We start from the raw sequence: 26,342 nt of genomic DNA on the forward strand, positions 1-26,342 counted from the left end.
TGCCGCTGAACAAATGCAGTCCGGGGTTCTACAATTTTCCCGTGAGCACTTCGATTACCCGACTCCGAGAACTGGCGAAACTCGAACGCGAAAGCAAGATTGAGCGCCGAGTTCGCGCGGGCGAAGACCCGGCGCACGTCGTCGCCGAGGAGCCCGACATCGACGAACTCACGGTGCTGATGATGCGCGACGAAGCCCTCGAGGAGCAGGGGCTGCACGCTGAATACCAACTCGCGCGCCTCGCCGCGCAGACACGTCAGGCTGGCGCCGCCGAGCTCGGCACGACCGCCGATGGCATCGACGCGAAGCTGTTCCGCCAGATCGCGCAGCGGCATCCGAGCCTGTCGCGGGCCGTGTGGACGTTGCTCGGTGACGTCGATCACCGGGGCGCTCCGGAAGGGTCGTAGACCGGCTCGCCCTTAGGCAATCGGCTCGCGCTTTCGCTGGGTCTCGCCTGCCGCATCCGTCGGCGAGATCTGTTGCCGCCATCGTCGCCGACCCGACCAGCGCATCCCGCAGGAAACTCGCGGGATATTTTTTAGTTGCAGTGGAATGCAACTCCAGGGTCAGTGGTTACCGTCTGTGGACCAGGCAACACCGCCAAAGAAGGAGTTCCGCATGACCATCGCAGTATTCGGCGCAACCGGCCAACTCGGCGCACACATCATTGACTCGCTCATCGCTCGCGGCACTGACGCCGGCAGCATCCGCGCGCTCGGACGCAACGCAGAGCGGCTCGCCCAGCTTGAGGCGAAGGGAGTGACGACCGCGCAGGCCGACCTCGACGACGCCGCCGCGATTGCCCCCGCGCTCGAGGGTGCCGAAACGGTCGTGCTCGTCTCGACGAGCGTCCCGGGCCAGCGCATGCCGCAGCACGCCAACGCGATCAACGGCGCGAAGGCCGCCGGCGCGCAGCACCTCATCTACACCTCGCTGCTTGCCGCCGACACGTCGGAACTCGCGCTCGCGGCCGAGCATGTCGCGACCGAGCAGCTCATCGCCGAGTCAGGCATCCCCGCGACGATTCTGCGCAACGGCTGGTACACCGAGAATCACCAGCAGGACTTCGAAATCGGCCGCTCGGGCACGATCGCGAACAGCGTCGGCGACGCCAAGCTCGCCACCGCGAGCCGCGTCGACTACGCCGAGGCTGCCGCGGTCGTGGCCACCGACGCGAGCCACGCGGGCAAGACGTATGAGCTCGCCGGCGACGAAGGCTGGACCTTCGCCGACTTCGCCGCGGTTGAATCGGATCTGCTCGGCCAGCCCGTCGTCTATCAGGCGATCTCGGCCGACGAGGACCGTGCACAGCTACTGGCGGCGGGCCTCGACGAGGGCAGCGCTGGCTTCGTCGCCGGCATGAATCAGGCGATCGCCGGCGGCGCGCTCGACAGCTCGTCGCGCGACCTGTCGCAGCTCATCGGCCGCCCGACGACGCCGCTGCGCGACGTGCTGGCTGCCTGGGTGTAACGCTCGCTTGGGCTTCGGGTCGCCCCGGCTCGCTTGGTTGCGAGGCGGGGCGGCGTTGTGTTTGAGGGCGGATGCGCGGGGCCTGGATCGGCGGCGTCGGCGCTGGCATCAGGCCAGCGTCGCGCCGAGCTGTTCGCTCGACAAAGCTCGGTCGGCGTAGATCAGTCGTATTGCGTTCGGGTCGGGGTTGCCAGCGTCTGGTGGCCGGTGCTGCAGTGGTAGTTGGCATATCTCGGAGACCCGGGAACTCGCGTGGTTGTGCTCCAGCAGGTGGGCGATTACGGGCAGGTCTGGGTGAAGTGCTTCGCTCGATGGACCGTCATCGTTGCAACGCGAGTGGCAGTACCTCGTCCCTGTGCCTCGCGCCGAACTGAGCAGCCCACGTGCCCGAGGACGTCTCCAGTGGTTGGACCGCGAACAATCCACGCAGCCTGACCGCCGCGTTCCCATGCATCGACCCAGGACCTGACGATGGCAGCGGTAGTTGCGAGATTCGAGTGTCGACCGGACGCGAGATGCTTCCAAACGCGCGAATCGCCATAGATCTCGTGAATTTCTCGGATGTCGCTCACCGTTGGGGGTTGAGCCGAATGCCGCCAAGGGCCGACGTGTGCCCAAATTCGTCACTCATTACTCGATTATCTCGGTCAACGACACCGCTGCGGCGCCACATAGTATCTCGGCGGGTTGGTCCCCGCCCCGGCGGGCCACCAAGCCAGTGACGGTGAATTGGACTTCGCGAGCAGGTTCGGCGGGCGTGTGCAGCAAGCGACGTTGGACTGGCTCAGTCATGTCGGTGGCTCGGGCGACAATGAGTTTGCAGTAGGAGACCGGTGTCCACAGGGGTGAGCGGTAGGTACGAAATTTTCTGAACCTGGGAGCCAGCTTCGAACATAAATATTAAACATATTGACTTTGATCCCGCAAATCGTAGAATAGAAGTACGCACTGTTGCAGTCACCTGAGGAGGTGATTCCGATGTCCGTCACCAACTTTTCTGACTTCTCGTTCGCCGACCACTCCCACGCGGGACGCCTGCGCACGAGGTTTAGCGAGTTGCTGGGGTCGTGGGAATCCCTCACCCACGGGCGGGGCTCGTCGGAAGAGCTCGCGTACTCCCTGACTGCGGCGGATGACGCGGACGTTCTCGACTTCCTCCAGCACCTTGGCGCGATGCACCGCCAACTGGGTGCGGCAGTCGCCGTGGTCGCGAACGAGGTCGCGGTGCGCTCTGACGTGACGCGGGGTGAGGAGGCGTTGGCGCGGCGGAACGGCTGCCGCGACGCCAGCGACCTGGTTGCCGAGCATTTGCGGGTCGAGAAGCGTGATGCCGACGCGTACGTGCGCATCGGGAAGGACGTCGTTGGCCAGGAACGCTGGAATAGTGAGCGGTTTGTGCCGCGGGCGCCGCATGTCGCGACCGCGCTGCACGAGGGCGAACTCGGGCTCGCGCACGCGAACGAGGTCGTGAAGCTCCGCCGCCGCATGGCACCCCGCGTCCTCGAGGAAGAACTCGCCGAGGGGGAACGCGAGATTGTTGAGGTCGCGAAGACTGGGATGCGCCTGCCCGACTTCCGCAAGGTCGAGGCCCGACTCGAAGCCCAACTCGACCCCGACGGCCTGGAGCCCTCGTTCCGCAAGCAGCGCCGGGAGCGCAGCGTCAAGATCTCTACCGACATCGACACGGGCATGCTGCACGTGAAGGCGAAACTCGACCCCGAAGCCGGCATGTATGTCGCGAAGTTCTTCGAGGCGTATTGCACGAACGCGCTGCGTGTGTCGCGTGGGCACAATGTGAAGGGTGACCCGGAGGTGCCGGCCGATGGTGAGGTGGCGGGGTCGACCGTGTTCTTCCGCCCGAGTGATGACGGCGTGGAGCCGGTCGCGGTGGACCAGGACACGCGGTCGATTCCGCAGATGCAGGCCGACGCCCTCGTCGAAGCGTGTAAGCACCTGCTTGGTTGTGCGCAGGACGAGGTTCCTGGGGTGACGACGACGGTGCTGATTCGAATGCACGCCGAGGGCCTGCGCGAGCACCTGACGGGCAAGGGCGAGGCGGCCGAGTCCGAGGGCGGCACGATGCTCGACGCGGCCGCGCTGCGTCGTCGCGCCGCGGTCGCGAACATCATTCCCGTCGTCCTCGGTGGCGACAGCGAAGTCCTCGACCTGGGGCGGGAGCACCGCCACTTCTCGCGGGCGCAGCGCCTCGCCTTGGTGGAGCGGGATGGTGGGTGCGCGTTCTGTGGCCTGCCACCCGGGATGACGGAAGCGCACCATATTGCGTGGTGGAAAGCGCACGACGGCACGACCGATCTCGATAACGGGATCTTGTTGTGTACCTCGTGTCACCATCGCGTGCATGAGGGGTGGGGGATCCGGATCACGCATGAACCCGGGCCGCCTGCGCAAGTCGCGCGTGAAAAGTCGCGGGGTGGTGGCACGGTGTGGTTCATCCCACCCGAGCACCTTGATTGGACGCAAGAGCCGCGACTTGGCGGTCGCAAACGCTTCGACATCGGGTACCGGCTCGAGCATCCACCGACCCCGCTGCCCGAGACCGTCGGACGAGGCTGGTAACTCTGGGAAGAACTCCGCCTTGAGCAGCATGCCGCTGCGCGTTTGGGGCTCGCATCGTCGATCGATGCGGGCTCCACTTGCGTTGGCAGAAGGAGCGTGGCGTATTCATGAAGGTCAGCACCTGCGTTGCCGCTGCCACAGGCACCGACGATCACGTTTGCCTTCCGTAGCCGGCCCTCAGCGATCAGCCATCACATCCACGGCGAAACTCCCGCCCTAGTCATCGAGCAGCGCCGACGCGAACATCGGCCGCGCCACATCCCACGACGAAGGGTGGAACATGCCGGCCAGCGCATCCCGATACAGGCGATTCAGCTCGGTTCCATTGTCGAAACCTCGACCACCAGCGCACCGATACGCGGCCTCAACCGTTGCGCGTGCGGCCTCGGTGGCGTTGAGCTTCGCGCTCACAAACTTCCGCGGCCAGGCACGCCCGTGGTCGATCAACTCATCGAACTCGCGCGTGTAGGTCTCCAACTGCGCGGGCACGGCCTCGAACTGCATCGCAGCATCCGCCAGCCGCACCCGAAATTCGGGAATCTCGGCGAAACTCGACTCGGCCTTCGCCGACGACTTGCCGTGCAGTGCCGCCGCACCGACTTCGAGTGCCCGCGCCGCGAGCCCCGCGTACACCGACGCGATCAGCAGCTGGAAGTTCGCGTTGATCGCGAACGGCAGCGAGTCAGGATTCAACCCATCGGGCAACCGCCGCACGACCCGATCGGCGCGCAGCGGCACCGCATCCAGCTTCGTCGAGCGGCTCTGCGTCGCGCGCATCCCCATCGGATCCCAGTGCGACGACACCGAAATGCCTTCTTCGGCCCGATCCACCACTCCATACACAATCGGCGCGTCCTCGTCGCCCGAAGCGTCCTTGCCGTGGGTAATGAGCCGCGTCCACATCGGCGACAGCGAGGTGAAGATCTTCGTGCCGGTGAGCAGGTATCCGCCGTCGGGCTGGGGCGCCGCCTCGGTGTTCGAGCTGTACAGCACCCAGTCGTTGCCGGCCTCGCTGATGCCGAACGCGTACACCTCGTCGGCCGCCGCATCCTCGAGCACAAACTGCAGCGAGCGGTCGTCCCGTTCAAGCAACGCTCGAGCAACCCCCGTGCACACGAGGTGCATATTGATGCCGAGCGCGGTCGCGGGCGCCGCCGTCGCGAGCCGCTGCTGCAGCCGTGACACCTGGTTCAGGGAGAGCCCCGGGCCGCCGAACTCATCGGGCACAAACAACCGCAGGTAGCCGGCATCGCGCAGCTCCTCGAAGTCCTCGGCGAAGAAACGATTCTCGCGGTCGTACACGTCGGCCCGCTCTCGGAACCGCTCCAGGCGATCCTGCGGCAGATACCGCTCGGCCAGCTCGGCATGGCGCGCTTCACGATCAGACAATTCGGCTCCTCTATCTCTGCAACTATCTCGACGAACTCAGGGCCCGACAACGTCACTACTGGCAGCGCGCAACAGCACGGCGCCGTTGTGGCCGCCGAAGCCGAACGAGGTCGACAACACGCTCGACACCGCGGCGTCGCGCGGCGACGTCACGACATCGAGCTGCGGGAACGCCGACTCATCCAGATTCAGCGTCGGCGGCAGCACGCCGTCGCGCATCGTCTGCACGGCCAGCACCGCCTCGAGAACCCCGGATGCGCCGAGCAGGTGCCCGGTCGACGACTTCGTTGCCGAGATGGGCAGGCCCGCGAGCGCGTCGCCAAAGACTCGCTCAAACGTGAGCGCCTCCATCTCGTCGTTCAATTCCGTGCCGGTGCCGTGCGCGTTGATGTGGTCGACGTCGCGGGGCCGCGCGCCGGCGTCGGCAAGGCAGGCCTGCACCGCCGCGATCGCGCCCCGGGCCTCGGGATGCGGCGCCGTCGGGTGGTGCGCATCCGACGCCGCGCCGAAGCCGGCGAGCTCGGCAAGTGGGCGCCCGCCGCGCGCGAGCACGGCATCCTTCGACTCGAGCAGAATCGCGGCCGCCCCCTGCGACATGACGAAGCCGCTCCGCCCGGCGTCGAAGGGTCGGCTCGCGGTCTCCGGCGCATCCTCGTAGCCGCTCGCGAGGGCGCGCAGGTTCGCGTTCGACGACAGGTTGATGGGGTTGAGGCAGTCCTCGTAACCGACGACCAGCACGGTGTCGGCATAGCCGTGACGGATGCGCCGCAGCCCCTCGCCGAGCGCCATCGCGCCGCTCGCGCAGGTCGCCGAAATGGCGCCGCCCGCACCGAGGGCGCCGTAGCGCTCGCTGAGGAGGGCGGATGCGGCGTCGGGAGCGCCGTGCATCACGAGCGCCGCCGGCACCGCGCGAGGACCGGCCTCGGCCATCGCGATGGCCGCGTTTTGCATCGCCTCGACCGGACCCGAGCCGGTGGCCGCGATCACCGAGAAGCCGTACTCGCTGCCGGCGGGCATCGGCGGATCTGCCTGTGCCATCGCCTCGTCGGCCGCCGCGATCGCCCAGAGAAGAACGTCCGAGAGACGACGGGCCTCGCGCGGCGCCAGCAGCTTCGAGCTGTCGAAGCCGCGTACCTGGCCGCCGATGCGCACCCGCAGCTTGTCGAGCACGTCGCCCTCGAGGCGCGTGATCGCCGACCGCCCCTCGCGCACGCTCTGCCACGTCGCCTCGGCGTTGAGTCCGCTCGGCGTCACGGCACCGACGCCGGTCACGACGACGTCGCGCCGCCCGCCCGACGAGGCGGCCGCACGCCGCCCCCTGCGCTTGTCACTCATAGCCGCACCGCCTCGCCGTGAGCAACCAGCTCGGCCGTGGCCGCCCGACGAACCTTGCCGCCGACCGTCCGCGGCAGCTCGCCGACGCGATACACGCGCCGCGGCACGAACTGCGGCGCCAACCGCTCGCGAGCGAATGCCAACACGGCCGCCTTGTCGGGAGCATCCGCACCCTCGAGCACGAGCGCGATGACGCTGCCAAGACTCGCGTCGGGCGCCGAGACGGCGCACACCGCATCCGCCCCGGGCAGCAGCTCGAACGCGCGCTCCACCTCGGGCAGCGACACCTTGTGCCCGCCCGTCACGACGATGTCGCCGGCCCGCCCGAGCAACTCGAGCTGCCGACCGCGCAGCCGAGCCTGATCGTGCACCGTTGCCCAGCCCTCACCGTCGCGAAGCTGCTCGTCGGTCGTCGCGGGCAGGTAGCAGTCAGAGCAGGCGTCGGCGCGAATCCAGAGCTCGCCGATCTCGCCGTCGGCAAGTACTTCGCCGAGCGGCCCGCGCACCTGCGCCGCGATGCCGTCGTACAGCGTGATCGCCGTGCCGTCGCCGCCGCGACTGTCGCCAATAAAGCCGATCTCGGCCGCGCCGTAATAGCTCACCAAGCGGGCGTGCGGCAGCGACTCGGCGACGGCCGAGCGGATGCGCGCCGACAGATTCGCGCCACCGGCCACGAGCAGCTGGACCCCGGTGAACCGCGCGGGAGAGCGGCGCGCGACGAGCGCGAGCGACTCGATTACGGCTGGCACGGCAACGATGCGCGTCACGCCCTCGTCGAAGATGCGGCGCGAGGCCGCGAGCGCCTCAAAGGAATCGGCGACGTGGCAAGATCCGCCCGACGCGAGGCACTCGACCAGCGCATACAGCGTGAGTGAATAGCTCAGCGGCCCGGGCGCGAGCGTCGCGACACCCGGTAGCGGCTCGAGATGCGCGCTCGACACGGCAAAGTTCGCGCGATACTGCGCCCGCGTCTTCAAGAACGCCTTCGGATTGCTCGTCGTGCCCGAAGAAAACAGCATCAGGAACGGCTCGTCACCCGGTCGTACCGAGGGCGCCTCGGCCGGCGGCAACTCACGCTCGAGCCGGCAAAACTCCTCGAGCGACACCTGCGCACCTGCCCAGCCGGCGCGCGCGAGGGCGTCACGCAGCGCATCCGAGTCGCTCACGAGCACCGAAATGCCGGTGCCGAGCACGACGCGCACCTGATGCTCGAGCGGCCAGCGGGGGTCGATCGTCGCCGCTACGCAGTCAAACCCGGCGAGTCCGGCGATGATGCGCGCCGTATGGAACGCATCGGTGCTGCTCACCGCGACGACTGGCTGGGCCGACGAATCGAAGCTGGCGGCGGGATGCTCGCTCGGCTCCGCGGCCATGGCCGCGCCGACCGGCGGTTGCGCCGACGGCGACTCGGCGTTGCCGGGCAACGCGCCCGACCGCAGACGAGCGTTTCCTCGCCGCACCGCATCCTGCAAATGCTCGACGACGGCGCGCACGCGACGACCATCTTCGGCAAGTTCGCCGTAGGTAATGCGTGAATCGGCGCCGACGATCGCGAGTCGCTCGGGATGCGCTTGCGCCACCTCGAGGATCTTGCCGGTAATCGGCACGCCTGACCTCCTGGAATCGCCTCGCGCGGTCGCCACGATGGGCACCGCACAAACCATCACTGTATCCCGGTGGCCGCAGGTGGTTCCGAGATTCGAAGCGAACTTTCGGAATGCACCGACGTGGCTGCGTTAGGCGTCATACCGGCCGAAGTCGGCATCCCGCGAGGCGCCAGGACCCGCGTCCCCGGCGCCTGTCTCAGACCCGCACTTTGCCGCGGACTCCGCGTCAGACCCTGCAGCTGACGTGGCAGTCGAGCCGCCCACTGACACATGCGAAGAGCGACCCGCAGAGTCTGCCGTTGGCTCAGTAGAAGCAGCGCTCGGCACGAGCTTGAGCCCGATGACGGCGGCGATGACGCCGATCAGGAACACCACCTTCATGACACTCACGCCCTCGGCACCCGTCACCATCGCCCACGTCACCGTGAGCGCGGCGCCAATGCCAGTCCACACGGCATACGCCGTGCCGATCGGAATGTGCTTCACCGCCCAGCCGAGGCCGAGCATCGAAATGACGCAGAACACGAAGAACACGACGGCCGCCACGGGCTCCGAGAGCCCGTGGCTCGCGCCAAGCGCGGTCGCCCACACGGCCTCGCAAAGCCCGCTCAACACCAATACGATCCAAGGCATTACGACACCACCTTGAGTCCGACGACGCAGCCGATGAGCACGACGATGAGCGCCACGCGCATCACCGTGGCGCGCTCGGCGCCCGACACCATCGACCACAGCGCCGTCAGCGACGCGCCGATGCCGACCCAGACGGCATACGCGGTGCCGGTCGGTAGCTCGGTCATGGAGTACGCGAGCAGCACCATGCTGACCGTCATCGCAACAACGAACACTACGCTCGGCCAGAGTTTCTTGAACCCCTGCGACGCGCCAAGCGCCGTTGCCCACACCGCCTCGAGCATGCCGGAGACGACCAATATGACCCACATCATGAGTGACTCCTCACTGAGTCAGTCTTGTCGTGCTGCGGGTACTGCTCCCTCGTCCGCAGGCTCGAATGCCGAGCCTCGCGCCCAGGCTAGCAATCCCGACCGCACCGAGTCGAGGTTTCGCCGAGGGCAGACGCTCTCGTCTGAGGGCATCATGCTCGCCGGTGGCGGGGCTGCGATTCTGCTGCAGCTCGCGCATCCGACGGTCGCGGCCGGCGTCGCCCGCCACTCCTCGTTCGCATCCTCGCCGCTCGGCCGCCTCGAGCAGACCCTGAACTACGTTATGGCGGCCGTCCACGGCGACGATACTGACCGCACGCGCATGCGCCGCCACGTGAACCGACGCCACGCACACGTGCCCGGAGCCTACGACACCGGGCCGCAGCTCTGGGTCGCCGCGACCCTGCTCTGGGCGGGGGAGCGGTCCTACGAGCGCGCATTCGGCCTGCTCCGCCGCGACGACCGCGAGGCGCTCCGCTACACCTTTGCCACCCTCGGCACCGAGCTGCAGCTGCCGGCCGAGGCGTGGCCCGCATCCGTCGACGAGTTCGACGCCTGGTGGCAGACCGCCCTCGCGGATGCGCGGGTCACCGACGACGCCCGCCTCGCCTTCGCGCGCCTGCGGCATCCCGACGTCGCCCCGTGGTGGCTCCGCGCCGCGCTGCCGCTGATTTGGCGCGTCGCCCTCGAGCTGCTGCCCTCGCGGCTGCGGCGCGAGTTCGAGCCAGCTTGGTCGCGGGCCGACCGCTTCGTGGTCGAACTGTTCTGGGCCGTCGCGACGCCGATCTATCGCCTGCTCCCACGCCGGATGCGCACCTGGCCGACCCGCCGCCAGCTGCGCTCGCTCAGGCGCGCCTGACCCTGCTTGCCCTGATCGCGCCACCTGCATCCACCGCCCAGGCGCGCCTGACACGATTCAGGCTGCCAACCCGCGAGGAGACCACAGTGACGACCGTGCCCGCACCGAGCCCGAGTAACCCTGAAACCCCGAGCATCCCCGAAACGCTGCGCGAACTGCGCGCGACCTTCGACGCCGGCGTCACGAAGCCCCTGCGCTGGCGGCTCGAACAGCTCGATGCCCTCGAGCGGATGCTTCGCGAACGCGAGCACGATTTCGCCGACGCGCTCGAAGCCGACCTCGGCAAGTCGCCGATCGAATCGTTCATGACCGAGACGTCGGTCACCATCAGCGAGGTCGCTCACTTGCGCCGCAACCTGCGCCGCTGGCTCAAGCCGAAGCACGTGCGCCCCAACCTCGCGGTCGCCCCGGCCGTCACCTACACGGTGCGCGAGCCCCTCGGCGCCGCCCTCATCATCGCGCCGTGGAACTACCCGCTCCAGCTCGCCCTCGCGCCGCTCGCTGGTGCGTTCGCAGCCGGCAACGTCGCCGTCGTCAAGCCGAGTGAGCACGCGCCCGCCACGTCGGCGGCCCTCGCGAAGCACATCGCCGAGTACCTCGACCCCCGCGCCGTGCGCGTCGTCGAGGGCGCCGTCGCGGCCTCGACCGAGCTGCTCGCCCAGCGTTGGGACACGATCTTCTACACGGGCGGCGCCAAGGTCGCCCGCATCGTCGCCCGCGCCGCCGCCGAACACCTCACGCCAGTCACCCTCGAGCTTGGCGGCAAGTCGCCTGTTTTCGTCGACGACACCGCCGACTTCGACGTCGCGGCCCGCCGCATCGCCTGGGGCAAGCTGCTCAACGCCGGCCAGACCTGTGTCGCGCCTGATTACGTGCTTGCGACGCCGCGCGCGGTCCGCGAACTCGCCGAGCGTATCCCTGCCGCGGTCAAGGAGATGCTCGGCGAACGCCCCAAAGAAAGCGGCGATTACGCCCGCATCATTCACGACGCGCATTTCGAACGCCTTGAGTCGCTGCTCGAAGGAGGTCGAATTCACTCGGGCGGTTCGCGCGATGCAAGCACGCGCTTTTTCGAACCAACCGTGCTCGTCGACGTCGACGAGTCAGCACCGATCATGCAGGAAGAGATCTTTGGACCAATTCTTCCCCTCATTCAGGTGAACGATGAAAACGCAGCGATTACGTTCATCAATTCGCGCGAGAAGCCGCTCGCGCTGTATCTGTTCTCGGAGCGCAAATCGGTTCGCCAAAAGTTCCTTCGCCACACGTCGTCCGGTGCCCTTGCGGTCGGTCTGACGGTCGCGCACGTGAGCGTGCCTGAATTGCCATTTGGCGGCGTCGGGGAAAGCGGAATCGGAGCGTATCACGGGGAAGCCTCGCTCGACGCATTTAGCCACCGACGGGCGGTACTGCGAAAGCCGAGTTTTCCGGATACGCTCCGACTCGTGTATCCGCCGTTTGGGCGGACGGGCGCGCGACGAGAAATCATTCGCCGCGTGCTGGGGAATTAATTAGTTCGCGGCGTCGAAGGCGTCGAGGACGTCCTGCGGCACGCGGCCACGGTCGGCGACGGTGTAGCCGTTCGCCGAAGCCCACTTGCGAACCGCCGCGAGGTCGCGCTTCGGGCCGGTCGAAGGAAGCTGCGTACGGGTGCCGCGCTGGGCGCGCCCGCCGACGCGGCGAGCCGTCTTTACGTACCCCTCGAGCGACTCGCGCAGGGTCTGCGCGTTGTCCTTGCTCAGGTCGATTTCGTAATCAACACCGTCAAGGCCGAACTTGACGGTTTCGCCCTGACCCTCGTCGAGCTGGGTGCCGTCGAGATCATCGATCAGCTGGTAAACGACTTTGCGTGCCACGGATGCGCTCCTTGTTTTGGCGATCTATATCGCTATAAGTGTGAAGGCCGACGGGAGTATTCCGCAAATCGAATTCATCCAACCGGGAGATTCACAGCAACGTGCGCCGCGAATCTCCCGGACGATATCGAATTTGTGCCGGACTTGGCGTGAGCGCTAGGCCCGGGCCAATGCCTGTGCCGGCGCGATGCGCGAGGCGATCCACGAAGGTCGAGCCCCCGCCATCACACCAAGCAAAATCGCACCGCCAATTACCGCACCAATTCCAATCCACGGCAGCGAGATCGCAATTGTGCCGCCGTCGGCGATCATTGCTGGCACCGCCCTGATTCCCATTGGCACGCCGATAAGAATCGACACCACTGCGCCAATCAGCGCGAGTGACACCGCCTCAATCAGCACCATGGCGCGCACCCGAGCTCGCGTCATGCCGAGCGCTCGTAGCAGGGCGAGTTCGCGGCGGCGTTCGGCGACGGCGAGCGCCACGACGCTCGCGAGACCGATCACCGAGATCACGACGGTGAGCCCGAGCATCGCGAGTACGAAGGCGACGACGAGCGTGACGATCTGCTCGTAGAGCTGCTGTTCGGCGAGCGGCCCAAGCAACTGCAGATCGGAGTTTGTGCCCTGCGCGGCCGAGACCGCGTCGACGAGGTCACCGATCTTGCCGTCGGCCGCGAACAGCCAGAGCCCCGCATCCGTCGTAACGTCGTCGAACTCCGCGAGGGTCGACTCGGTTACGGCGCCGTAGGTGCTCCCGGTGTTCGGGTTGTAGAGCGTGTCGAGCAGTGGATCGGTGACGACCTTGAGGTCGACGCTGGCGCCCGATGCATCCGTGAACGTCACGGTGTCGCCGTCGGCCGCCCCGAGCGACTCCGCATCCCACTCGCTCAGCGCGACCTCGCCGCTGGCGAGTGGCCGCTCGAGCGCATCCGCGGTCGTCGAGGGCAGCGTGAGCAGCGCCGCGAGCGACGAAGGATGTTCGGGGTCGGCCGCCAGCGTCACCGCCGAGGTGCGGTCGGACGACTCGAGCCCCTCCGACTCGAGAATCGGCGCGAGGTCGGCGGCGTCGAGCGACTCGTCAGCGCGGCTCGTGATGAGCGCGTCGAACGCATAGTTCTCGTCGAGCCGCGCGTTCAGCGTCGCGTTCACCGACTGCACGCCAGTGAGCATCGCAAGGATGAGGCTGCCGCCGAGCGAGATCGCGAGCACGATCGTGCCCGAGCGACGCGAGGTGCGCACGAGGTTCTCGCCCGCGAGCTTCGCGACCGGGCCGAAGGCACTGAGCAACCGCGCGAAGCCGGGCATGACAACTCGCACAAGCAGCGGCACGAGCACGATGAGGCCGATCGCCAGCACCACACCGCCCCCGATGAGCACGAGCGGGTTGCCGAGCATCGACGCGGCCCAGAGGCCGAGCGCGCCGAGGGCCGTGATGAGCAGGCCGAAGATCCACGCAACGACGCTCGAGCGGTTGCGCTCGGCACCGGCGGCGTTCGCCTCCGACAGCGCCGCGATCGGCGCGAGCGAACGCAGCCGAGCGGCCGGCGCCCACGCCGCAAACAGGGTCATGCCGACCGTGACGATGAGCGCAGCGATCGCCCAGAACCACGGGAACACGAGGCCGCCCCCGTCCATGTCGGCGACCATCGCGATGACGCCGCCGAGGCCGAAGCCGACCACGATACCGACGACCGCGCTGACGAGCCCGATGAGCAGGGCCTCGGCGAGTACCGTGCGCTGCACCTGCCCGCCGGTCGCGCCGACGAGGCGCAGCAGGCCGTTCTCGCGCAGTCGCTGCGCGAGCAGCACTTGGAACGTGTTGCGAATCACCATCGACGCCGCGAGCAGCGCGATGAGCACGAAGATGAGGAACATCACGGCGAGCGCGTTCGTGCCGCCGGTGAGGTCGTCGATGAGCTTGGCCGTGTACTCGTCAACCGTGACCGCCTCGGGGGCATCCTCGGTGCCGTACGCGTCGACGAGCCGCTCGTTGATCGCGGTAATCGCCTGCGCCGCGCTCGTGCCCTCCGCGAGCCGCACGACGAGGGCTGGCGACGAACCGTCGTCGGCCGAGAAGAAGTCCTGCGCGGCGTAGAGCTCGGTCGCGCCGCTGGCCATGCCGCCGTTCGTCTCGACGAGCCCGACGACGCGCACCTTGCTCGACTGACCGGCGCCGTCGAAGATCTCGATTGAGTCGCCGAGCGCGATGCCGAAGCGGTCGAGGTCGTCCTGCGTCGCGGCAATCTCGCCGTTGCCGACCGGCCACTGGCCGCCGGTGAGGGTCATCCAGCGCAGGTCGCCGTCGTCGGCGATGCTCGAGATGTTCACGTTGTGGATGCGGTCGCCGGCCAGGGCCTGCGCGTACATCGTGTGGCTCGGTTCGATCGCCGCGATGCCAGGCACCTCGGCAACGGCGTCGACGACACCCTCCGAGTCGCCCGAGGGAATCACGACGTCAGCGTTCGTGTAGGGCGCCGCCACCGCGACGTTGAGCCCCTGCTGCATCGTCGTAATGAAGGTTCCGGTGGCCATGATCGCCATCGCGCTGAGCAGTGCGGCGAGCACGATTGCCACCACGCGTCGCGGGCCTCGACGAATCTGCTGTGTCGCCAGCCGCATCGTCGCGCTCATGCGCCGACTCCCGCCATGACGCCGCTGATCTCTTCGTAGCCGGCGCCCGAAAGCTCGTGCGCGATGCGGCCGTCGACGAGGATGAGTACCCGGTCGGCGTAGGCGGCCGCGGCCGGGTCGTGGGTCACCATCACGATGGTCTGCTCGCGCTCGCGGGCCGCGCGCTGCAGGCTCTCGAGCAGGCCGCGACCGGTGCGCAGGTCGAGCGCGCCCGTCGGCTCGTCGGCGAACACGACGGCGGGCTCGGTGATGAGGGCGCGCGCCACCGCGATGCGCTGCTGCTGGCCGCCCGAGAGCTCGTGCGGCATGTGCTTCAGGCGGTCCAAGATGCCGAGCTGCGATGCGAGGCGCTCGAGCGCGGCGGTGTCGACGTGGCCACCAGCGAGCCGCACCGGCAGCTCGATGTTCTCGCGCGCCGAGAGGGTCGGCACGAGGTTGAACGACTGGAACACGAAGCCGAGCCGGTCGCGGCGCAGCTTCGTGAGCTTCGCATCTGGCATGCCGACGATCGATTGGCCGTCGATCGCGACGTCGCCACTCGTAGGGGAGTCGAGCCCCGCGAGCAGGTGCATCATCGTCGACTTGCCAGAGCCCGAGGGGCCCATAATCGCGGTGAACTCACCGCGGGCGAACGCGGCGTCGACACCCGCAACGGCGTGTACCTGCGCATCCGCTTGTCCGTACGTCTTCGTGAGGCCGCGGCAAACGACGGCCGGTTGCGTGGTCATGGGAGCTCCTTCAGAGCGGTGAATTTGCTGACAATTCGAACGTAGAAGCCGCGGGGTGCGGCTCACATGGTGCGCAAGTCTCGTCCGGTTGGACGACCCCCAACCAGCGGATGTATACCCGAGGAGGAGGGCCCTTGCTCCTAGGCTTGGGGGCATGCTCGACACCTTTATCGCCACCCGTGAGCGGCCGATGCGCGTGCTGCTCACGGACTCGGTCGGTGCGGTTGTGGCGGGCGTCCTGTTTCTGCTCTTCGGCAGCTGGGGCATGTCGGTGCCGACGGTGCTCTACTTCCCAGTCATTGCCCTGCTCTGCGTGCGCCGCTCGGCCCCGCTCGTGTTCCTCTGGGGCACGACGGTGCTCAGCGGCATTCAGTACTTCTCGGCTGCCTACTACTTCGACGTCATCGTCTACGGCGTGACGCTCATTGGGGTCTTCGGCATGGCCGCGTTCGGCGCGAGAAAGCTGCGCTGGACCTGCGCCGTGCCGCCCGTGCTCGCCATCACGGTCGTCGCGCTACAGACCTTGACGCCGTGGATGACGTCGCTGCCCTTCAGCATGCAGCCGGAATCCGTCACCAACTTCCGCGAACGCCTGCAGGCGTTCGCGCTGCTCGCCGTCGTGATCGCCATCGCGTTCATCGCGGCGTGGGCCCTGGGAATGCTCCGTCGCCAGCAGCTCGTCGAAGTCGTGCGGGCGCAGGAGCGCGCCGAACTGATGGAGCGGGATGCACACCGCATGGCGGAGCTCGCGGTGTCGGATGAGCGCAGCCGCATCTCACGCGAGATGCACGACATCATCGCCCACTCGCTCGCCTCGATCGTGACGCTGGCGGAGGGGGGCCGCCTTGCTGCGCGTGAGAAGCCGGAGCTCGCGACCGAGCTGTTCGGCAAGATCAGCGACACCGGCCGCGGCGCCCTTGGCGACGTCAAACTGCTGCTGCGCAACGTCGACGCGACCCAGGACGACGCCCCGGCGCGCGGCGTCGCGAACATCCGCGACCTCGTCGAGGCGGTGCGCGTCGGTGATGCTCCCGAATCCGGCATCACCTACCGTGAGTACGGCACCCCGGTCGAGCTGCCCGCCGGCATGCAACTCGCGCTCTACCGCGTCGCGCAAGAGGCAGTCACGAACATGCTCAAGCACGCGCCCGGCTGCTGCGGCGAGATCGAACTGCGCTGGGGCGACCGCGAGGTGCTGCTGCGCGCCGTGAACTCGTGCACCGACGGTGCCGACGCCCCGTCGAGCGACCGACGCGGCATCGCCGGCATGCGCGAGCGCGTCGAGCTCTTCGACGGCGTGCTGCGCGTCACCACCAGCGACGCGAGCTTCGAGGTGCTCGCGAGCATCCCCATCCCCGCCATTGCATCGAAGGGCCAAGCATGACCATCCGAGTTCTCATCGTTGACGACCAGTCGCTCGTGCGCGAGGGGCTCGCGCTCATCGCGGGGTCCGTCGACGACATCGAGGTGGTCGGCAAAGCCGAGAACGGCCGCGACGGCGTCAACCTCGGCCTCAAGCTGCGGCCCGACGTCGTGCTGATGGACGTGCGCATGCCGGTCATGGACGGCATCGAGGCGACCGCGCGACTGCTGCAACACTCGGGCGAGCGCTCCGAGCTCCGCGTGCTCGCGCTGACGACGTACGACTCCGAAGATTTCGCGGTGCGGATGCTCGCCGCCGGCGCCTCGGGCTTCCTCCTCAAGGACGCACCGGGGGAGGACCTGATCCGCGCGATTCGGACAGTGGCCGCCGGTAATGCGATTATTGATCCGAGCATGACGCGCACGCTGCTGCACCGACTCACCACCGAGCGGCCGCAGCAGACCGCGGCGGCCGACCGGGATGCCCTGGTCGCCCACCTGACGGACCGCGAGCGCGATGTGCTCGCGCAACTCGTGCAAGGCGTCTCGAATGCGCAAATCGCGAAGGAATTGTTCCTTGCGGAGGTCACCGTAAAGACCCACGTTGGTCGGATTCTCGACAAACTTGGGTTGCCAGATCGCGTGCACGTTGTGATTTGGGCCTACGAAAGCGGTTATATAGACAGGTAGTGCACGTGAGAAGGAAGCAGCAATGACGCAGAAATCGGTCACCGACCTCGAGGTCGTCGGCGTCGAAGAGTGGGGTCACATCATGACCCAGCTGCTGTTACCGATGGCCGTCACGGCGCCCGACCCCGAGAAGTATCGGGCGCGCATCCGCGCCGCGGTCGTCGGCGGCATTCGCTTCTTCACGATCACGTCGACCCCGCACTCCTCTGGCCGATCGTCGCGCCTGTTCGCTGAGGGTGGCGACCCCTTCTATGCCGTCGTCAATCAGATCGAGGGCCAGTCGCGCCTGCGACAGCTCGGCCGCGACTCGGTGCTCGAAGCGGGCGACTTTGCGATTTATGACACTGCGCTGCCATATGACCGCGACTTCGCCGATGGCACGTACATGGTGATCATGGTGCCGCAGCAGCTGCTCACGCTGCCGCCGCGCGCGTTCATCGAGATCGCCGGCATGAAGGTGCCCGCCGATGAGGGCATCGGCCGCGTCGCCGGCCCGATGCTCGCGGGCGTCGCGAAAGACATGTCGGTGCTGCTGGGCCACGGCGGGCTCGCGCTCGCCCACACCGTTGTCGACCTCATCGCGGCGGCCGTCGCCGAGCGCCTCGGCATTGAAGCGCCGACCCGCGCGAACGCGCAGCTCGCACAGCTCATGGAGGTGCGCGACTACATCATGGCGCACCTGTCCGACCACGACCTCACGCCGCAGACGATCGCCGACGCGCACTTCATCTCGGTGCGCACGCTGCACTCGCTGTTCAAGGAGCAGGGCAGCTCGGTGTCGACCTGGATTCGCGAGCGCCGCCTCGAGATGGCGCGCCGCGACCTCGTTGACCCGGCACTGACCGACGCGATTCGCGCTGTGGGCGAGCGCTGGGGCTTTGCCGACGCGACCCACTTTTCGAATGCGTTTAAGCTGGCATACGGTGTCTCACCGCGGCAATACCGCAAGACGGCACTCGACGAATTGCGGCGCAGCAGCATCGACAGGGAGTAGTGCGTGACGGGAGTACTTGAAGGCTTCAGCGTCATTGCCCTCATTATTCTCGTCGGATTCATCATGCAGCGCGTCGGTCTACTCGGTGACCGCGGCCGCGAAATGCTCAACAAGCTCGCGTTCAACGTCGCGACACCGGCCCTGCTGTTCGGCCTCATGTTCAGCGCCGACCTCAACGTGCTCTTCAGCGGCCAGTTTCTCGTCACCGCGATCTGCATGGTCATCATGGCGGTGCTGTTCGCTGTCGTGGCGATCATCTTCCGCTGGGGCACCGGCAACGCTGCGGTCGGGGCCCTCGCCTCGAGCTTCGTGAACTCGGGCAACCTCGGTATTCCGATTGCCGTCTACGTGCTCGGCGACGGCACGCTCGTCGCGCCCGTCATGCTCGTGCAGCAGCTCATCCTCGCGCCGGTCATGCTCTCGGTGCTCGACATCGCGGGTCGCGACCCGCAGGCGCCAACGCTGCGCTGGTGGCAGATGCTCTATCGCCCGTTCACGAACCCCGTCGTCATCGGCGCGCTGTCGGGCCTACTCCTGAACATCTTCTCGGTGCCCGTGCCGAACTTCCTGCTCGACCCGATCGAGCTCGTCGGTGGCATCAGCGTGCCCGCCGTGCTCATGGCGTTCGGCATGTCGCTCCACGACAACGCGATGCCCCTGCGCGGCCAGAATCGCTGGCAGGTGCTCACCGCGACGTTGCTCAAGTCGTTCGTGCACCCGGTGCTCGCGTGGCTCCTCGGCAAGTTTGTCTTCGGTCTCGACGACGCGATGGTCCTCGTCGTCGTCGTGACCGCCGCGCTGCCGGCCGCCCAGAACATCTACAACTACGCTGCGAACTACCACGTCGGTGAGTCGCTCGCGCGCGAGAGCATCCTGCTCACGACCATCCTGTCGGTGCCGGTGATTCTCGTCGTCACGCTGCTGCTGCACCCGTAGCGCGCGCCGCGCTCACGGCGAGAGGGCGGGCGGATGCGCTGGCCGGCCCGGCTCGCGGTGGCCCGGTTGCGCAGCCCTACCGGCCGCCAGCCGTCGCGTACGATTAGCCCGACTGGTCAATCGCGCCAGCGGCCACACGAAAGGGAGGCTCATGTCGGAAACCGACAAGATGCTCGAAGCAAACCGCGTCTATGGTGAGGGCTACCCGGGGCCGCGCGAACTTCGACCCAAGCGCAAGGTCGCCGTCGTCGCCTGCATGGACTCCCGCCTCCAGATCTTCCCGATGCTCGGCCTCGACCTCGGTGAGGCGCACATCATTCGTAACGCGGGCGGCGTGATCACCGACGACATGATCCGCTCGATCACGATCTCGCAGCGCATGCTCGGCACCGAAGAAGTCGTGCTCATTCACCACACGAACTGCGGTCTATCGACCTTCAGCGAGGACGAATTCGACGAATTGCTGATGCGTGAGACCGGCGCGCGGGCGCACTGGAAGGCCGAGTCGTTCAAGGACGTCGATGCCTCGGTGCGCGAGTCGATTCGGCGCATCATGCAGTCGCCGTTCATTCAGCATAAGAACGTGCGCGGCTTTGTCGCCGACGTCGACACCGGCCTGCTCCGTGAGGTCGAGGCTGGCTAGTGTTCGCAGCGCGGGTCGTCGACAGCCTCATCGGCGAGGTCGGGGTCGAGGCAACGGATGCGGGCATCTGCCGCGTCTGGCTACCCGGCTCGGCACCGCTCGGCTTCGGCCCGCACGTCGGCTCTGAGATCGCAGAGGCCCACCTCGAGCGCGGCGTCGCCCAGCTCGGGGAGTTTTTCGCTGGCGAGCGGGAGCGCTTCGAGGTCACCCTCGATTGGTCGCAGGCCTCCGACGGCTTCGGCGGCGAGGTGCAACGCGCGCTCGTCGACATTCCCTACGGCGAGACGTACAGCTACGGCGAGCTCGCCGACCGGCTCGGCCGCCCGCGCGCGGCCCGGGCGGTCGGCACCGCCTGCTCACATAACCCGCTGCCGCTGTTCGGCGGCTGCCACCGGGTGATCCGCTCGAACGGCGATGTCGGGCTCTACGGCGGCGGTGAGCATATGAAGCGCGCGCTCCTCGACCTCGAGGTGCGTGACTGAGGCGTGGCGAAACCCTGGCGGCAACGGCTGCGCTGGGCGCGGCTGAAGACGATTTCGGTCGTGGTCGACAGCGCGTTTTGGACGCTCCACCAGCTCGATGGGCTGCTCGGCATGGCCCCGCTGCTGACGTCGGCGGGCGTGCGCACCCGGTATTCGCCGCGGTCACGCGGCTGGCGTGACGGCGGCCCGGCCGTCGTCGTGCTCGCGGGTCTGTCGACGCCGTGGCGATACATGCGGCCGGTGCTCGACGCGCTGTCCGACCGCGGCTATCGCGTCATCGTGTTGCCGCAGCTCGGCTGGAACCTCAAGTCGGTCGCGTCGCTCGCCGCGATCGTCGAGCGGGCGCTGCTCGCGCATCCCGAGTACGGGCGGGTGCTGTTCGTCGGCCATTCGAAGGGCGGGCTCATCGCGAAGCAGGTGCTGCTCGACGACTTCGTGGGCGAGCACACGATCGGCGCCGTCGCGATTTCGTCGCCGTTCGCGGGCGCGAAGGCGGCTCGGTACATCCACGGCTCAAACCCGATCGCGCGCGAGATGATCGGCCTGCGCGCCGGCACGCCGATGCAGCTCGCGTTGTCGATGCGCGACGAGGTGGATGCGCGCATCACCTCGATCATGCCGCTCTACGACCAGATCGTCGGCTATCCGGGCGTGCTGCCGAACGGCCGCAACCGCACGGTGCGCGCGCTCGGTCACAATCTGCTGCTCGCCGACCGCCGCGTGCACGACATCATCGACCGCGAGCTACGGGCGATTATGGAACGCGATGCTGCGCGAGCAGCGAGTACTCCTCCCACGCTCGCTTGAGGTCGCGGGCCGACTCGGCCTGTACCGACACCCCACGCTCGCCGGTGCGTCGCACGGTGCCGTGGATGAGTAGCAGGGGGGTGCCGAAGAGCACGTCGCCGCTGCGCTCCTGTGCCTCGTCGAAGAACGCGGCGTCGGCGCAGCCCGTGCCGTCGTCGACCGAGATGAACACGACCCGCTTGCCGGTGCGCATCGGCGGGGTCTGCGTCGCGACGCGCACGCCCGCGACGATGACCTCGGCGCCGCCGCGCAGGCTCGCGAGCTGCTCGGCCGGCGTCACCCCGAGCTCGTCGAGCAACGGCCGGTAGCCGTCGATCACGTGCTCCGACAGGTCGAGCGCGAGCACCTCGAGTTCGGCCTGCACGCGCTCGCGCGAGTCGAGTTCGGGCGCCCCGCTCGCCTCGACCGCCGCGTGGGAGCCGTGGAGTTGCAGCGGCAGTTCGAGCGCATCCGGGCTGGTCTCTCGCGGTTTCGCGCGCGGCGCGCGGCGCACGGCCGCGAGCAACTCGCCGCGCGTGAGCGTCTGTGACTCGAGCGAGTCGAGCGCGCCGATGAGCGCGAGCCGCTCGGCGAGTGGCCGCGAGGGGCGGGCGCGGGCGATGAAGTCGCCGAGTGACTCGTAGGGGCGCTGCTGCAGAATGCGGTCGATCTCGGGGTCGGTGATGCCGCGGATGTCGCTCAGCGCGAGTCGGATGCCGAGGTCGCCTCGCCGCGTTGCCCATCCCGGCGGCGTCGCGCGCACTCGCTCGACGACGAACTCGCGTGTCGAGGCGTTGACGTCGATGGGGAGGATCGGCACTCCCATGCGCCGCGCGTCGCCGAGCAGCAGCCGCTTCGGGTACATGCCCGGGTCGTGGGTGAGGATGCCCGCGAAGAACTCGGCAGGGTAGTGGGTCTTCAGCCACGCGCTCTGCCAGGTGGGCAGCGCGAAGGCGGCCGCGTGGGCCTTACAGAAACCGAACGAGCCGAAGCCGCGCAGCACCTCCCAGATCGCGTCGATCTGCGCATCGGTGAAGCGTCGTCGCCCGCGCTCGTCGACGTTGCGCCGGGTCTTCGTGCGGAATAGCTCCTCGATGTCCTCGCCCTGTTTCTCCATGCGCCGCCGCAGCTCGTCGGCGTCGGCGAGCGAGATGCCCATGCAGGTGTGGAGGATGCGCAACACCTGCTCGTGGTAGACGACGACCCCGTACGTTTCGCGCAGGAACGGGCGGAACGAGGGGTGCAGCCAGTTCGGCGTCGCGAAGCCGTGTTTCACCTCGAGGAACGGGGTGACCATGTTGCCCTTCATCGGGCCGGGGCGGAACAGCGAGATGTCGGCGATGAGGTCGTCGTAGACGTCGGGCTGCATCTTGCCGATGAGCTCCCGCTGCCCGGGCGACTCGATCTGGAACATGCCGAGCGTGTGCGTCGTGCGGATCTGCTCGAACGTCGCCTCGTCGTCTTTCGGGATCTCGTCGAGTACGAGCTTGCCCTGCGCCGACACGTACGGGGTGTCGGGCGCAAGGCCGCCGCGCACCGCCGCCTGCGGCCCGTGCAACCGTTCGATCTCGCCAACCGAGTACGCGAGCGTTGACTGCATCCGCACGCCGAGCACGTCGAGCTTGAGCAGGCCGAGGTCGTCGATGTCGTCCTTGTCGAACTGGCTCATGGGCAGGCCGATGCCGCTCGGCTGCACCGGCGTTGTCGAGAGCAGGCTTGCGTTGCCGAGCAGCACGCCGCACGGATGCATCGAGAGATGTCGGGGGAGCCGGTCGAGCCGCTCGGCGAGGTCGATGAGTAGGTTGAGGTCGCGGTCGCCACGCGCCTGCGTCGCGAGCTGCGCGAGTTCGGGCTTCTGCTCGAGCACGGCCCGGAACTCGCCCGCATTGAACCGCCAGAGCGACTTCGCGATCTCGTCGACCCGGTGTTCGTCGAGGCCGAGCGCGAGGCCAGCGTCGCGGGCGGCGCCGCGCGCCCGGTAGGTCGAGTGCATCGAGAGCAGCGTCACCCGGCTCGAGCCGTACTTCGCGAAGATCGCGCGGTACACCTCGTGCCGGCGGGCCGACTCGACGTCGATATCGATGTCGGGCAGCGTCGAACGCTTGTGGCCGAGGAACCTCTCGAACAGGAGGTCGTGCTCGATCGGGTTCACGTTCGACACCCGCAGCAGGTAGTTCACGAGGCTTGAGGCACCTGAGCCGCGGGCCTGGGCGCGGATGCCGCGGTCGCGGATGAGTTCGGCGACGTCGGCGACCGTGAGGAAGTAGGTGGCGAAGCCGAAGCCTTCGATCGTGCCGAGCTCGTCGCGCAGCCGAACGTCGAGCACGCGCCGAGATTCACCGACGGCGTCGGGGAACCGCTCGCTGAGCGCCGCCTCGCAGCGCCGCCGGAGCACGAGGTTCGGGTCGTCGCGGATGCCGAGCGCCTCGGGCTCGGGGGTCTTCGGTTGCCGCCAGCGCACATCTTTGTCGGGGTCGAGCATGCAGCGTTCGGCGAGCTCGCTCGTGGTCGCGAGCAGGCGGTCGCGAGCGTGGCCGCCGAGCCCGGTGCGCGCGACGATGAGTTCGGCGAGGGCGTGCATTCGCTTCGCCGGCTTGAGCCAGGCTTGCCCGTTCGGCTGCACGGGCAGCTCGTCGAGGGGGCGCAGCGCGCCGGCCGCGTCGAGCACGTCGCCGGTGAGGGCGTCGTCGGGGTCGAGATAGCGCACCTGATTGGTGAGCACGGCGGGGATGCGCAGCTCGCTCGCGAGCTCGAGCATCGCGGCCGCGTGGCCGAGGGATGCGGAGGAGCCGGGCTCGGTGAGGTGGCAGACGAGCTCGACCGCGATGGCCCCGGGCAGTTGCTGCTGCCAGCGCTGCAGCCGCGCCCGCGCGACGACGTGGTCGCTGCGCACGAGCGCGCGCCCGACGTCGGAGTTCGGGCCGAGCAACACCGTGCCCTGCACCTCGTGCTCGCCGAGGAGGAACGGCGCGAACCGCGACGCCGGCAGCTTCGGCCGCCACTCGCGCGAGGGGGGCGTACCGCGCGGCGGCTTATGCGCCGCCGAGATGAGCCGGCTCAGGCTCGCCCAGCCGGCGCCGTCGAGCCCACCGTGCGCGAGGACCGTGACGCGGGGGAGGTTGGCGTCGGCGGGTGGTGTTTTGGGGGGGGGTGGCTGATGCCGGGGTGTGTTCGTGCTCCTGCCCGTGGCTCTCGGCGCGCGGCTGCGGCGCGAGCGCGAGGTCGACCCCGACGATCGGCGCGATGCCGGCGGCGATGCAGGCGCGGATGTGCCGCACCGCGCCGTAGAGCCCGTCGCGGTCGGTGAGCGCTGCGGCGGGCGCACCCCAGCTCGCCGCCCGGGCAACGAGTTGCTCGGGGGTGTTGGTGCCGTGGTGATTCGAGTGCGCCGAGGCCACGTGCAGGTGCACGAAATCAGGCATCTTATGCGAACAACCGTTCGTCAAGTTCGCCGCTCCATGCCTGCTCGAGCTGCCAGCTGCCGTCGCGCTGACGGCAGAGGTCGAAGCTCGTGTCGCCGGGCTGCAGCATGCCGCGCAGTGGCACGGCGTCGACCCGCCACATCTCACGTTCGAGGGGAGTGTTTGACCCGCGGGTGGCGCGGTCTGTCGTCTGCCACCAGGCCTCGCGGGCCAGCCAGGGTTCGGGTGCGCTGATGATGCCGTAGGTGCTGCCGCGCCAAAAAAATCGCACGGGCGCACCGCTCGGCGAGAGTTCAACGTCGACGGGTTCGCCGATGAGCATGGGTCCTCCAAGGGTGAGTGTTTCAAACATCTGTTCGATTCACCGTACGAGTAGCCTACGACACGAGCTCCCGACCCGCTAGCCGATTCTGCGCCGCTCCCGCGCCCATGCGCGGCTCCCTTTTCACACCCGCCCCACCCGTCACATCCGCCCCGCTCATCCGCGCTGCGCGGCCCCGCCCATCCGCGCTGCGTGCCCCGCCCATCCGCCGCATCCGCGAAAGCTCCGACGCAGTTTTCTACGAACGATGCACCCACAACCGCAGCCCTCGTAGAAAACCGCATCACACGCGTGGGCGGATGCGCGGGGTGGCAGCGCGGGGATCGCGGGCACGGGCACGAGTCGGGCAACACCGGATGCGCACCTAAGCGAGCCATGCGCTCGGCATAGCTCGCGCATAGCTTCACGCCGCTTACTAAGAGCGTCGCACGACAGCGGCACCCCCAAATCCGAGGGAAGGACTCACCATGATCGCGCTGCTACTTCTCACCGCGAACCTTGCTGCCATTGGCGTGCTGAGCTTCGCCCTGTTCACCCGTCGTCGGCACCGCACCGAGCTCATCCTGCCGCTGCTCAGCGTGAACGTCCTCGCCTTCGCTGCCACCACCCTCCTCACGGTCTCGTCGCTCGCCGCGGGCGCCGAGGTCATCGCCGCACTCGCGGCGACCCTCGCCGGCCTCCTCGGCTTCGTGCACCTTCAGTTCACAACGCTGAGCACCCGCGACGTGCTCTACGCCTCGGCCGCCGTCGTCATCGGCTTCGCCGCCGGACTCACCACGGTCGTGCCGTTCGCGCAGCTCGCCGCGGTGCTCGTGACCGTCGCTGCTACTGGTCTGCTCGACTGGGCCCTCGCGATCGCAACCCGCTCATCCCGCGCGAAGGCGGATGCGCAGGCTGAGGCCGAGCCCGCATCCGCAGTCGTCGTTGGTACGTCCGTCACCGCCCAGGCATTCGCCCGAGTCGCCTACGCGGCCGCAACCCCCGCACCCGCCGCCGCAAGCTTCGCAAGCGCCGCGCCCGCGTACGGAACCGCAACCCCCGCATCAGCGGGCAGGGCATTCGCAACCACAGACGCCGCAGCCGCAGCGACCCCCGCAGCCGCAGCATCCTCCGTAACCCCCGCATCCGACCCGATCTTCGACGCGCCCTTCGACGACGCCGAGCCCATCACGCTGCCGCTCGACTTCATCCCCGAGCCCGACCCGGTCGTCGACTACGAGCCGGCAGCCCCGAAGCCGCGCCAGAAGAAGCCGGTCGTGCCGGTGTTCCTCCCGCCCATCACCGCGCCCGAGCAGGTTAAATAATG

Annotated in this window: 24 protein-coding genes and 1 riboswitch; of the genes, 13 read left to right on the forward strand and 11 right to left on the reverse strand. The window is 68.1% G+C overall.

Annotation, left to right across the window (positions count from 1 at the left end; translation table 11 throughout):
• The first annotated feature begins 41 nt into the window (after positions 1-41).
• The 3 genes from EJL01_RS08875 to EJL01_RS08890 all read left to right on the forward strand — a co-directional run bounded on the left by EJL01_RS08875 (position 42) and on the right by EJL01_RS08890 (position 4,047).
• Complete coding sequence (locus EJL01_RS08875; RefSeq protein WP_125107174.1) at positions 42-407, forward strand: hypothetical protein; 366 nt, start codon at positions 42-44, stop codon at positions 405-407.
• A gap of 211 nt (positions 408-618) precedes the next feature.
• Positions 619-1,470 (forward strand): NmrA family NAD(P)-binding protein, encoded by an 852-nt coding sequence (locus tag EJL01_RS08880; RefSeq protein ID WP_125107175.1) that lies wholly within the window; start codon positions 619-621, stop codon positions 1,468-1,470.
• Positions 1,471-2,448: 978 nt separating this feature from the next.
• Positions 2,449-4,047, forward strand: a complete 1,599-nt coding sequence (locus EJL01_RS08890; protein ID WP_125107176.1) for an HNH endonuclease — start codon at positions 2,449-2,451, stop codon at positions 4,045-4,047.
• A gap of 216 nt (positions 4,048-4,263) precedes the next feature.
• On the opposite strand, the gene EJL01_RS08895 is transcribed toward EJL01_RS08890, so the two are convergent.
• The 5 genes from EJL01_RS08895 to EJL01_RS08915 form a co-directional block, all read right to left on the reverse strand.
• Positions 4,264-5,436, reverse strand: coding sequence for an acyl-CoA dehydrogenase family protein (locus tag EJL01_RS08895; RefSeq protein WP_125107177.1), 1,173 nt, complete (start codon positions 5,434-5,436; stop codon positions 4,264-4,266).
• A gap of 36 nt (positions 5,437-5,472) precedes the next feature.
• Positions 5,473-6,771 (reverse strand): beta-ketoacyl-[acyl-carrier-protein] synthase family protein, encoded by a 1,299-nt coding sequence (locus EJL01_RS08900; RefSeq protein ID WP_125107178.1) that lies wholly within the window; start codon positions 6,769-6,771, stop codon positions 5,473-5,475.
• The gene (locus tag EJL01_RS08905; RefSeq protein ID WP_164509765.1) at positions 6,768-8,378 is read right to left on the reverse strand and encodes a class I adenylate-forming enzyme family protein; all 1,611 of its coding nucleotides are present in this window, start codon (positions 8,376-8,378) and stop codon (positions 6,768-6,770) included. The genes EJL01_RS08900 and EJL01_RS08905 overlap by 4 nt, the downstream gene beginning before the upstream one ends.
• A 129-nt stretch (positions 8,379-8,507) precedes the next feature.
• Positions 8,508-9,011 (reverse strand): SMR family transporter, encoded by a 504-nt coding sequence (locus EJL01_RS13425; RefSeq protein ID WP_125107180.1) that lies wholly within the window; start codon positions 9,009-9,011, stop codon positions 8,508-8,510.
• Positions 9,011-9,325, reverse strand: coding sequence for a DMT family transporter (locus tag EJL01_RS08915; RefSeq protein WP_125107181.1), 315 nt, complete (start codon positions 9,323-9,325; stop codon positions 9,011-9,013). The genes EJL01_RS13425 and EJL01_RS08915 overlap by 1 nt, the downstream gene beginning before the upstream one ends.
• 12 nt (positions 9,326-9,337) lie before the next feature.
• Positions 9,338-9,404: riboswitch (guanidine-III (ykkC-III) riboswitch) on the reverse strand.
• 69 nt (positions 9,405-9,473) lie between these two features.
• On the opposite strand from EJL01_RS08915, the gene EJL01_RS08920 reads away from it, so the two are divergent.
• Both EJL01_RS08920 and EJL01_RS08925 read left to right on the forward strand, forming a co-directional pair.
• Positions 9,474-10,181 carry an oxygenase MpaB family protein gene (locus tag EJL01_RS08920; RefSeq protein ID WP_348982894.1) on the forward strand — a complete coding sequence of 236 codons (708 nt, stop codon included), beginning with the start codon at positions 9,474-9,476 and terminating at the stop codon, positions 10,179-10,181.
• Between the two features lie 86 nt (positions 10,182-10,267).
• The gene (locus EJL01_RS08925; protein WP_125107183.1) at positions 10,268-11,692 is read left to right on the forward strand and encodes an aldehyde dehydrogenase family protein; all 1,425 of its coding nucleotides are present in this window, start codon (positions 10,268-10,270) and stop codon (positions 11,690-11,692) included.
• On the opposite strand, the gene EJL01_RS08930 is transcribed toward EJL01_RS08925, so the two are convergent.
• The 3 genes from EJL01_RS08930 to EJL01_RS08940 form a co-directional block, all read right to left on the reverse strand.
• Positions 11,693-12,037 (reverse strand): histone-like nucleoid-structuring protein Lsr2, encoded by a 345-nt coding sequence (locus tag EJL01_RS08930; RefSeq protein WP_125107184.1) that lies wholly within the window; start codon positions 12,035-12,037, stop codon positions 11,693-11,695.
• A 156-nt stretch (positions 12,038-12,193) separates the two neighbouring features.
• Positions 12,194-14,671 carry an ABC transporter permease gene (locus EJL01_RS08935; RefSeq protein WP_125107185.1) on the reverse strand — a complete coding sequence of 826 codons (2,478 nt, stop codon included), beginning with the start codon at positions 14,669-14,671 and terminating at the stop codon, positions 12,194-12,196.
• A complete protein-coding gene (locus EJL01_RS08940) occupies positions 14,668-15,399 on the reverse strand; it encodes an ABC transporter ATP-binding protein (protein ID WP_125107186.1) in 732 nt (243 codons plus the stop codon). The genes EJL01_RS08935 and EJL01_RS08940 overlap by 4 nt, the downstream gene beginning before the upstream one ends.
• Before the next feature lie 154 nt (positions 15,400-15,553).
• Between EJL01_RS08940 and EJL01_RS08945 the strand changes: the two genes are divergently transcribed.
• From EJL01_RS08945 to EJL01_RS08975, 7 genes are all read left to right on the forward strand, one after another.
• Complete coding sequence (locus tag EJL01_RS08945) at positions 15,554-16,783, forward strand: sensor histidine kinase (protein ID WP_125107187.1); 1,230 nt, start codon at positions 15,554-15,556, stop codon at positions 16,781-16,783.
• On the forward strand, positions 16,780-17,451 hold the full coding sequence (locus EJL01_RS08950) for a response regulator (protein WP_125107188.1): 672 nt from the start codon (positions 16,780-16,782) through the stop codon (positions 17,449-17,451). Before EJL01_RS08945 ends, EJL01_RS08950 begins: the two co-directional genes overlap by 4 nt.
• A gap of 22 nt (positions 17,452-17,473) precedes the next feature.
• Positions 17,474-18,445 carry an AraC-like ligand-binding domain-containing protein gene (locus EJL01_RS08955; RefSeq protein ID WP_125107189.1) on the forward strand — a complete coding sequence of 324 codons (972 nt, stop codon included), beginning with the start codon at positions 17,474-17,476 and terminating at the stop codon, positions 18,443-18,445.
• A gap of 3 nt (positions 18,446-18,448) precedes the next feature.
• Positions 18,449-19,381, forward strand: a complete 933-nt coding sequence (locus EJL01_RS08960) for an AEC family transporter (protein ID WP_125107190.1) — start codon at positions 18,449-18,451, stop codon at positions 19,379-19,381.
• 151 nt (positions 19,382-19,532) lie between these two features.
• Positions 19,533-20,024, forward strand: a complete 492-nt coding sequence (locus EJL01_RS08965) for a beta-class carbonic anhydrase (protein WP_125107191.1) — start codon at positions 19,533-19,535, stop codon at positions 20,022-20,024.
• Positions 20,024-20,506, forward strand: coding sequence for a methylated-DNA--[protein]-cysteine S-methyltransferase (locus EJL01_RS08970; RefSeq protein ID WP_125107192.1), 483 nt, complete (start codon positions 20,024-20,026; stop codon positions 20,504-20,506). Before EJL01_RS08965 ends, EJL01_RS08970 begins: the two co-directional genes overlap by 1 nt.
• Positions 20,507-20,509: 3 nt before the next feature.
• Positions 20,510-21,313 (forward strand): alpha/beta hydrolase, encoded by an 804-nt coding sequence (locus EJL01_RS08975; protein WP_125107193.1) that lies wholly within the window; start codon positions 20,510-20,512, stop codon positions 21,311-21,313.
• Here the strand turns inward: EJL01_RS08975 and dnaE are convergent.
• From dnaE to EJL01_RS08985, 3 genes are all read right to left on the reverse strand, one after another.
• Positions 21,261-24,236, reverse strand: coding sequence for a DNA polymerase III subunit alpha (dnaE, locus tag EJL01_RS08980; RefSeq protein WP_241209152.1), 2,976 nt, complete (start codon positions 24,234-24,236; stop codon positions 21,261-21,263). The genes EJL01_RS08975 and dnaE overlap by 53 nt on opposite strands.
• Before the next feature lie 88 nt (positions 24,237-24,324).
• Positions 24,325-24,702 (reverse strand): PHP domain-containing protein, encoded by a 378-nt coding sequence (locus EJL01_RS13280; RefSeq protein WP_241209153.1) that lies wholly within the window; start codon positions 24,700-24,702, stop codon positions 24,325-24,327.
• Positions 24,703-24,715: 13 nt separating this feature from the next.
• A complete protein-coding gene (locus tag EJL01_RS08985; protein WP_125107194.1) occupies positions 24,716-25,036 on the reverse strand; it encodes a DUF6504 family protein in 321 nt (106 codons plus the stop codon).
• Positions 25,037-25,503: 467 nt separating this feature from the next.
• On the opposite strand from EJL01_RS08985, the gene EJL01_RS08990 reads away from it, so the two are divergent.
• Positions 25,504-26,340, forward strand: a complete 837-nt coding sequence (locus EJL01_RS08990) for a DUF4956 domain-containing protein (RefSeq protein WP_125107195.1) — start codon at positions 25,504-25,506, stop codon at positions 26,338-26,340.
• Positions 26,341-26,342: the final 2 nt, after the last annotated feature.

This window comes from Gulosibacter massiliensis, from assembly GCF_900626105.1.
In the GTDB taxonomy this organism is placed as follows: domain Bacteria; phylum Actinomycetota; class Actinomycetes; order Actinomycetales; family Microbacteriaceae; genus Gulosibacter; species Gulosibacter sediminis.

Bases quoted from the DNA above. Each gene is read 5' to 3' on its own strand.
- EJL01_RS08880 (WP_125107175.1), top strand. From the start codon at position 619: ATGACCATCGCAGTATTCGGCGCAACCGGCCAACTCGGCGCACACATC.
- EJL01_RS08890 (WP_125107176.1), top strand. From the start codon at position 2,449: ATGTCCGTCACCAACTTTTCTGACTTCTCGTTCGCCGACCACTCCCAC.
- EJL01_RS08900 (WP_125107178.1), bottom strand. From the start codon at position 6,771: ATGAGTGACAAGCGCAGGGGGCGGCGTGCGGCCGCCTCGTCGGGCGGG.
- EJL01_RS13425 (WP_125107180.1), bottom strand. From the start codon at position 9,011: ATGCCTTGGATCGTATTGGTGTTGAGCGGGCTTTGCGAGGCCGTGTGG.
- EJL01_RS08915 (WP_125107181.1), bottom strand. From the start codon at position 9,325: ATGATGTGGGTCATATTGGTCGTCTCCGGCATGCTCGAGGCGGTGTGG.
- EJL01_RS08935 (WP_125107185.1), bottom strand. From the start codon at position 14,671: ATGAGCGCGACGATGCGGCTGGCGACACAGCAGATTCGTCGAGGCCCG.
- EJL01_RS08940 (WP_125107186.1), bottom strand. From the start codon at position 15,399: ATGACCACGCAACCGGCCGTCGTTTGCCGCGGCCTCACGAAGACGTAC.
- EJL01_RS08945 (WP_125107187.1), top strand. From the start codon at position 15,554: ATGCTCGACACCTTTATCGCCACCCGTGAGCGGCCGATGCGCGTGCTG.
- EJL01_RS08950 (WP_125107188.1), top strand. From the start codon at position 16,780: ATGACCATCCGAGTTCTCATCGTTGACGACCAGTCGCTCGTGCGCGAG.
- EJL01_RS08955 (WP_125107189.1), top strand. From the start codon at position 17,474: ATGACGCAGAAATCGGTCACCGACCTCGAGGTCGTCGGCGTCGAAGAG.
- EJL01_RS08965 (WP_125107191.1), top strand. From the start codon at position 19,533: ATGTCGGAAACCGACAAGATGCTCGAAGCAAACCGCGTCTATGGTGAG.
- EJL01_RS08985 (WP_125107194.1), bottom strand. From the start codon at position 25,036: ATGCTCATCGGCGAACCCGTCGACGTTGAACTCTCGCCGAGCGGTGCG.
- EJL01_RS08990 (WP_125107195.1), top strand. From the start codon at position 25,504: ATGATCGCGCTGCTACTTCTCACCGCGAACCTTGCTGCCATTGGCGTG.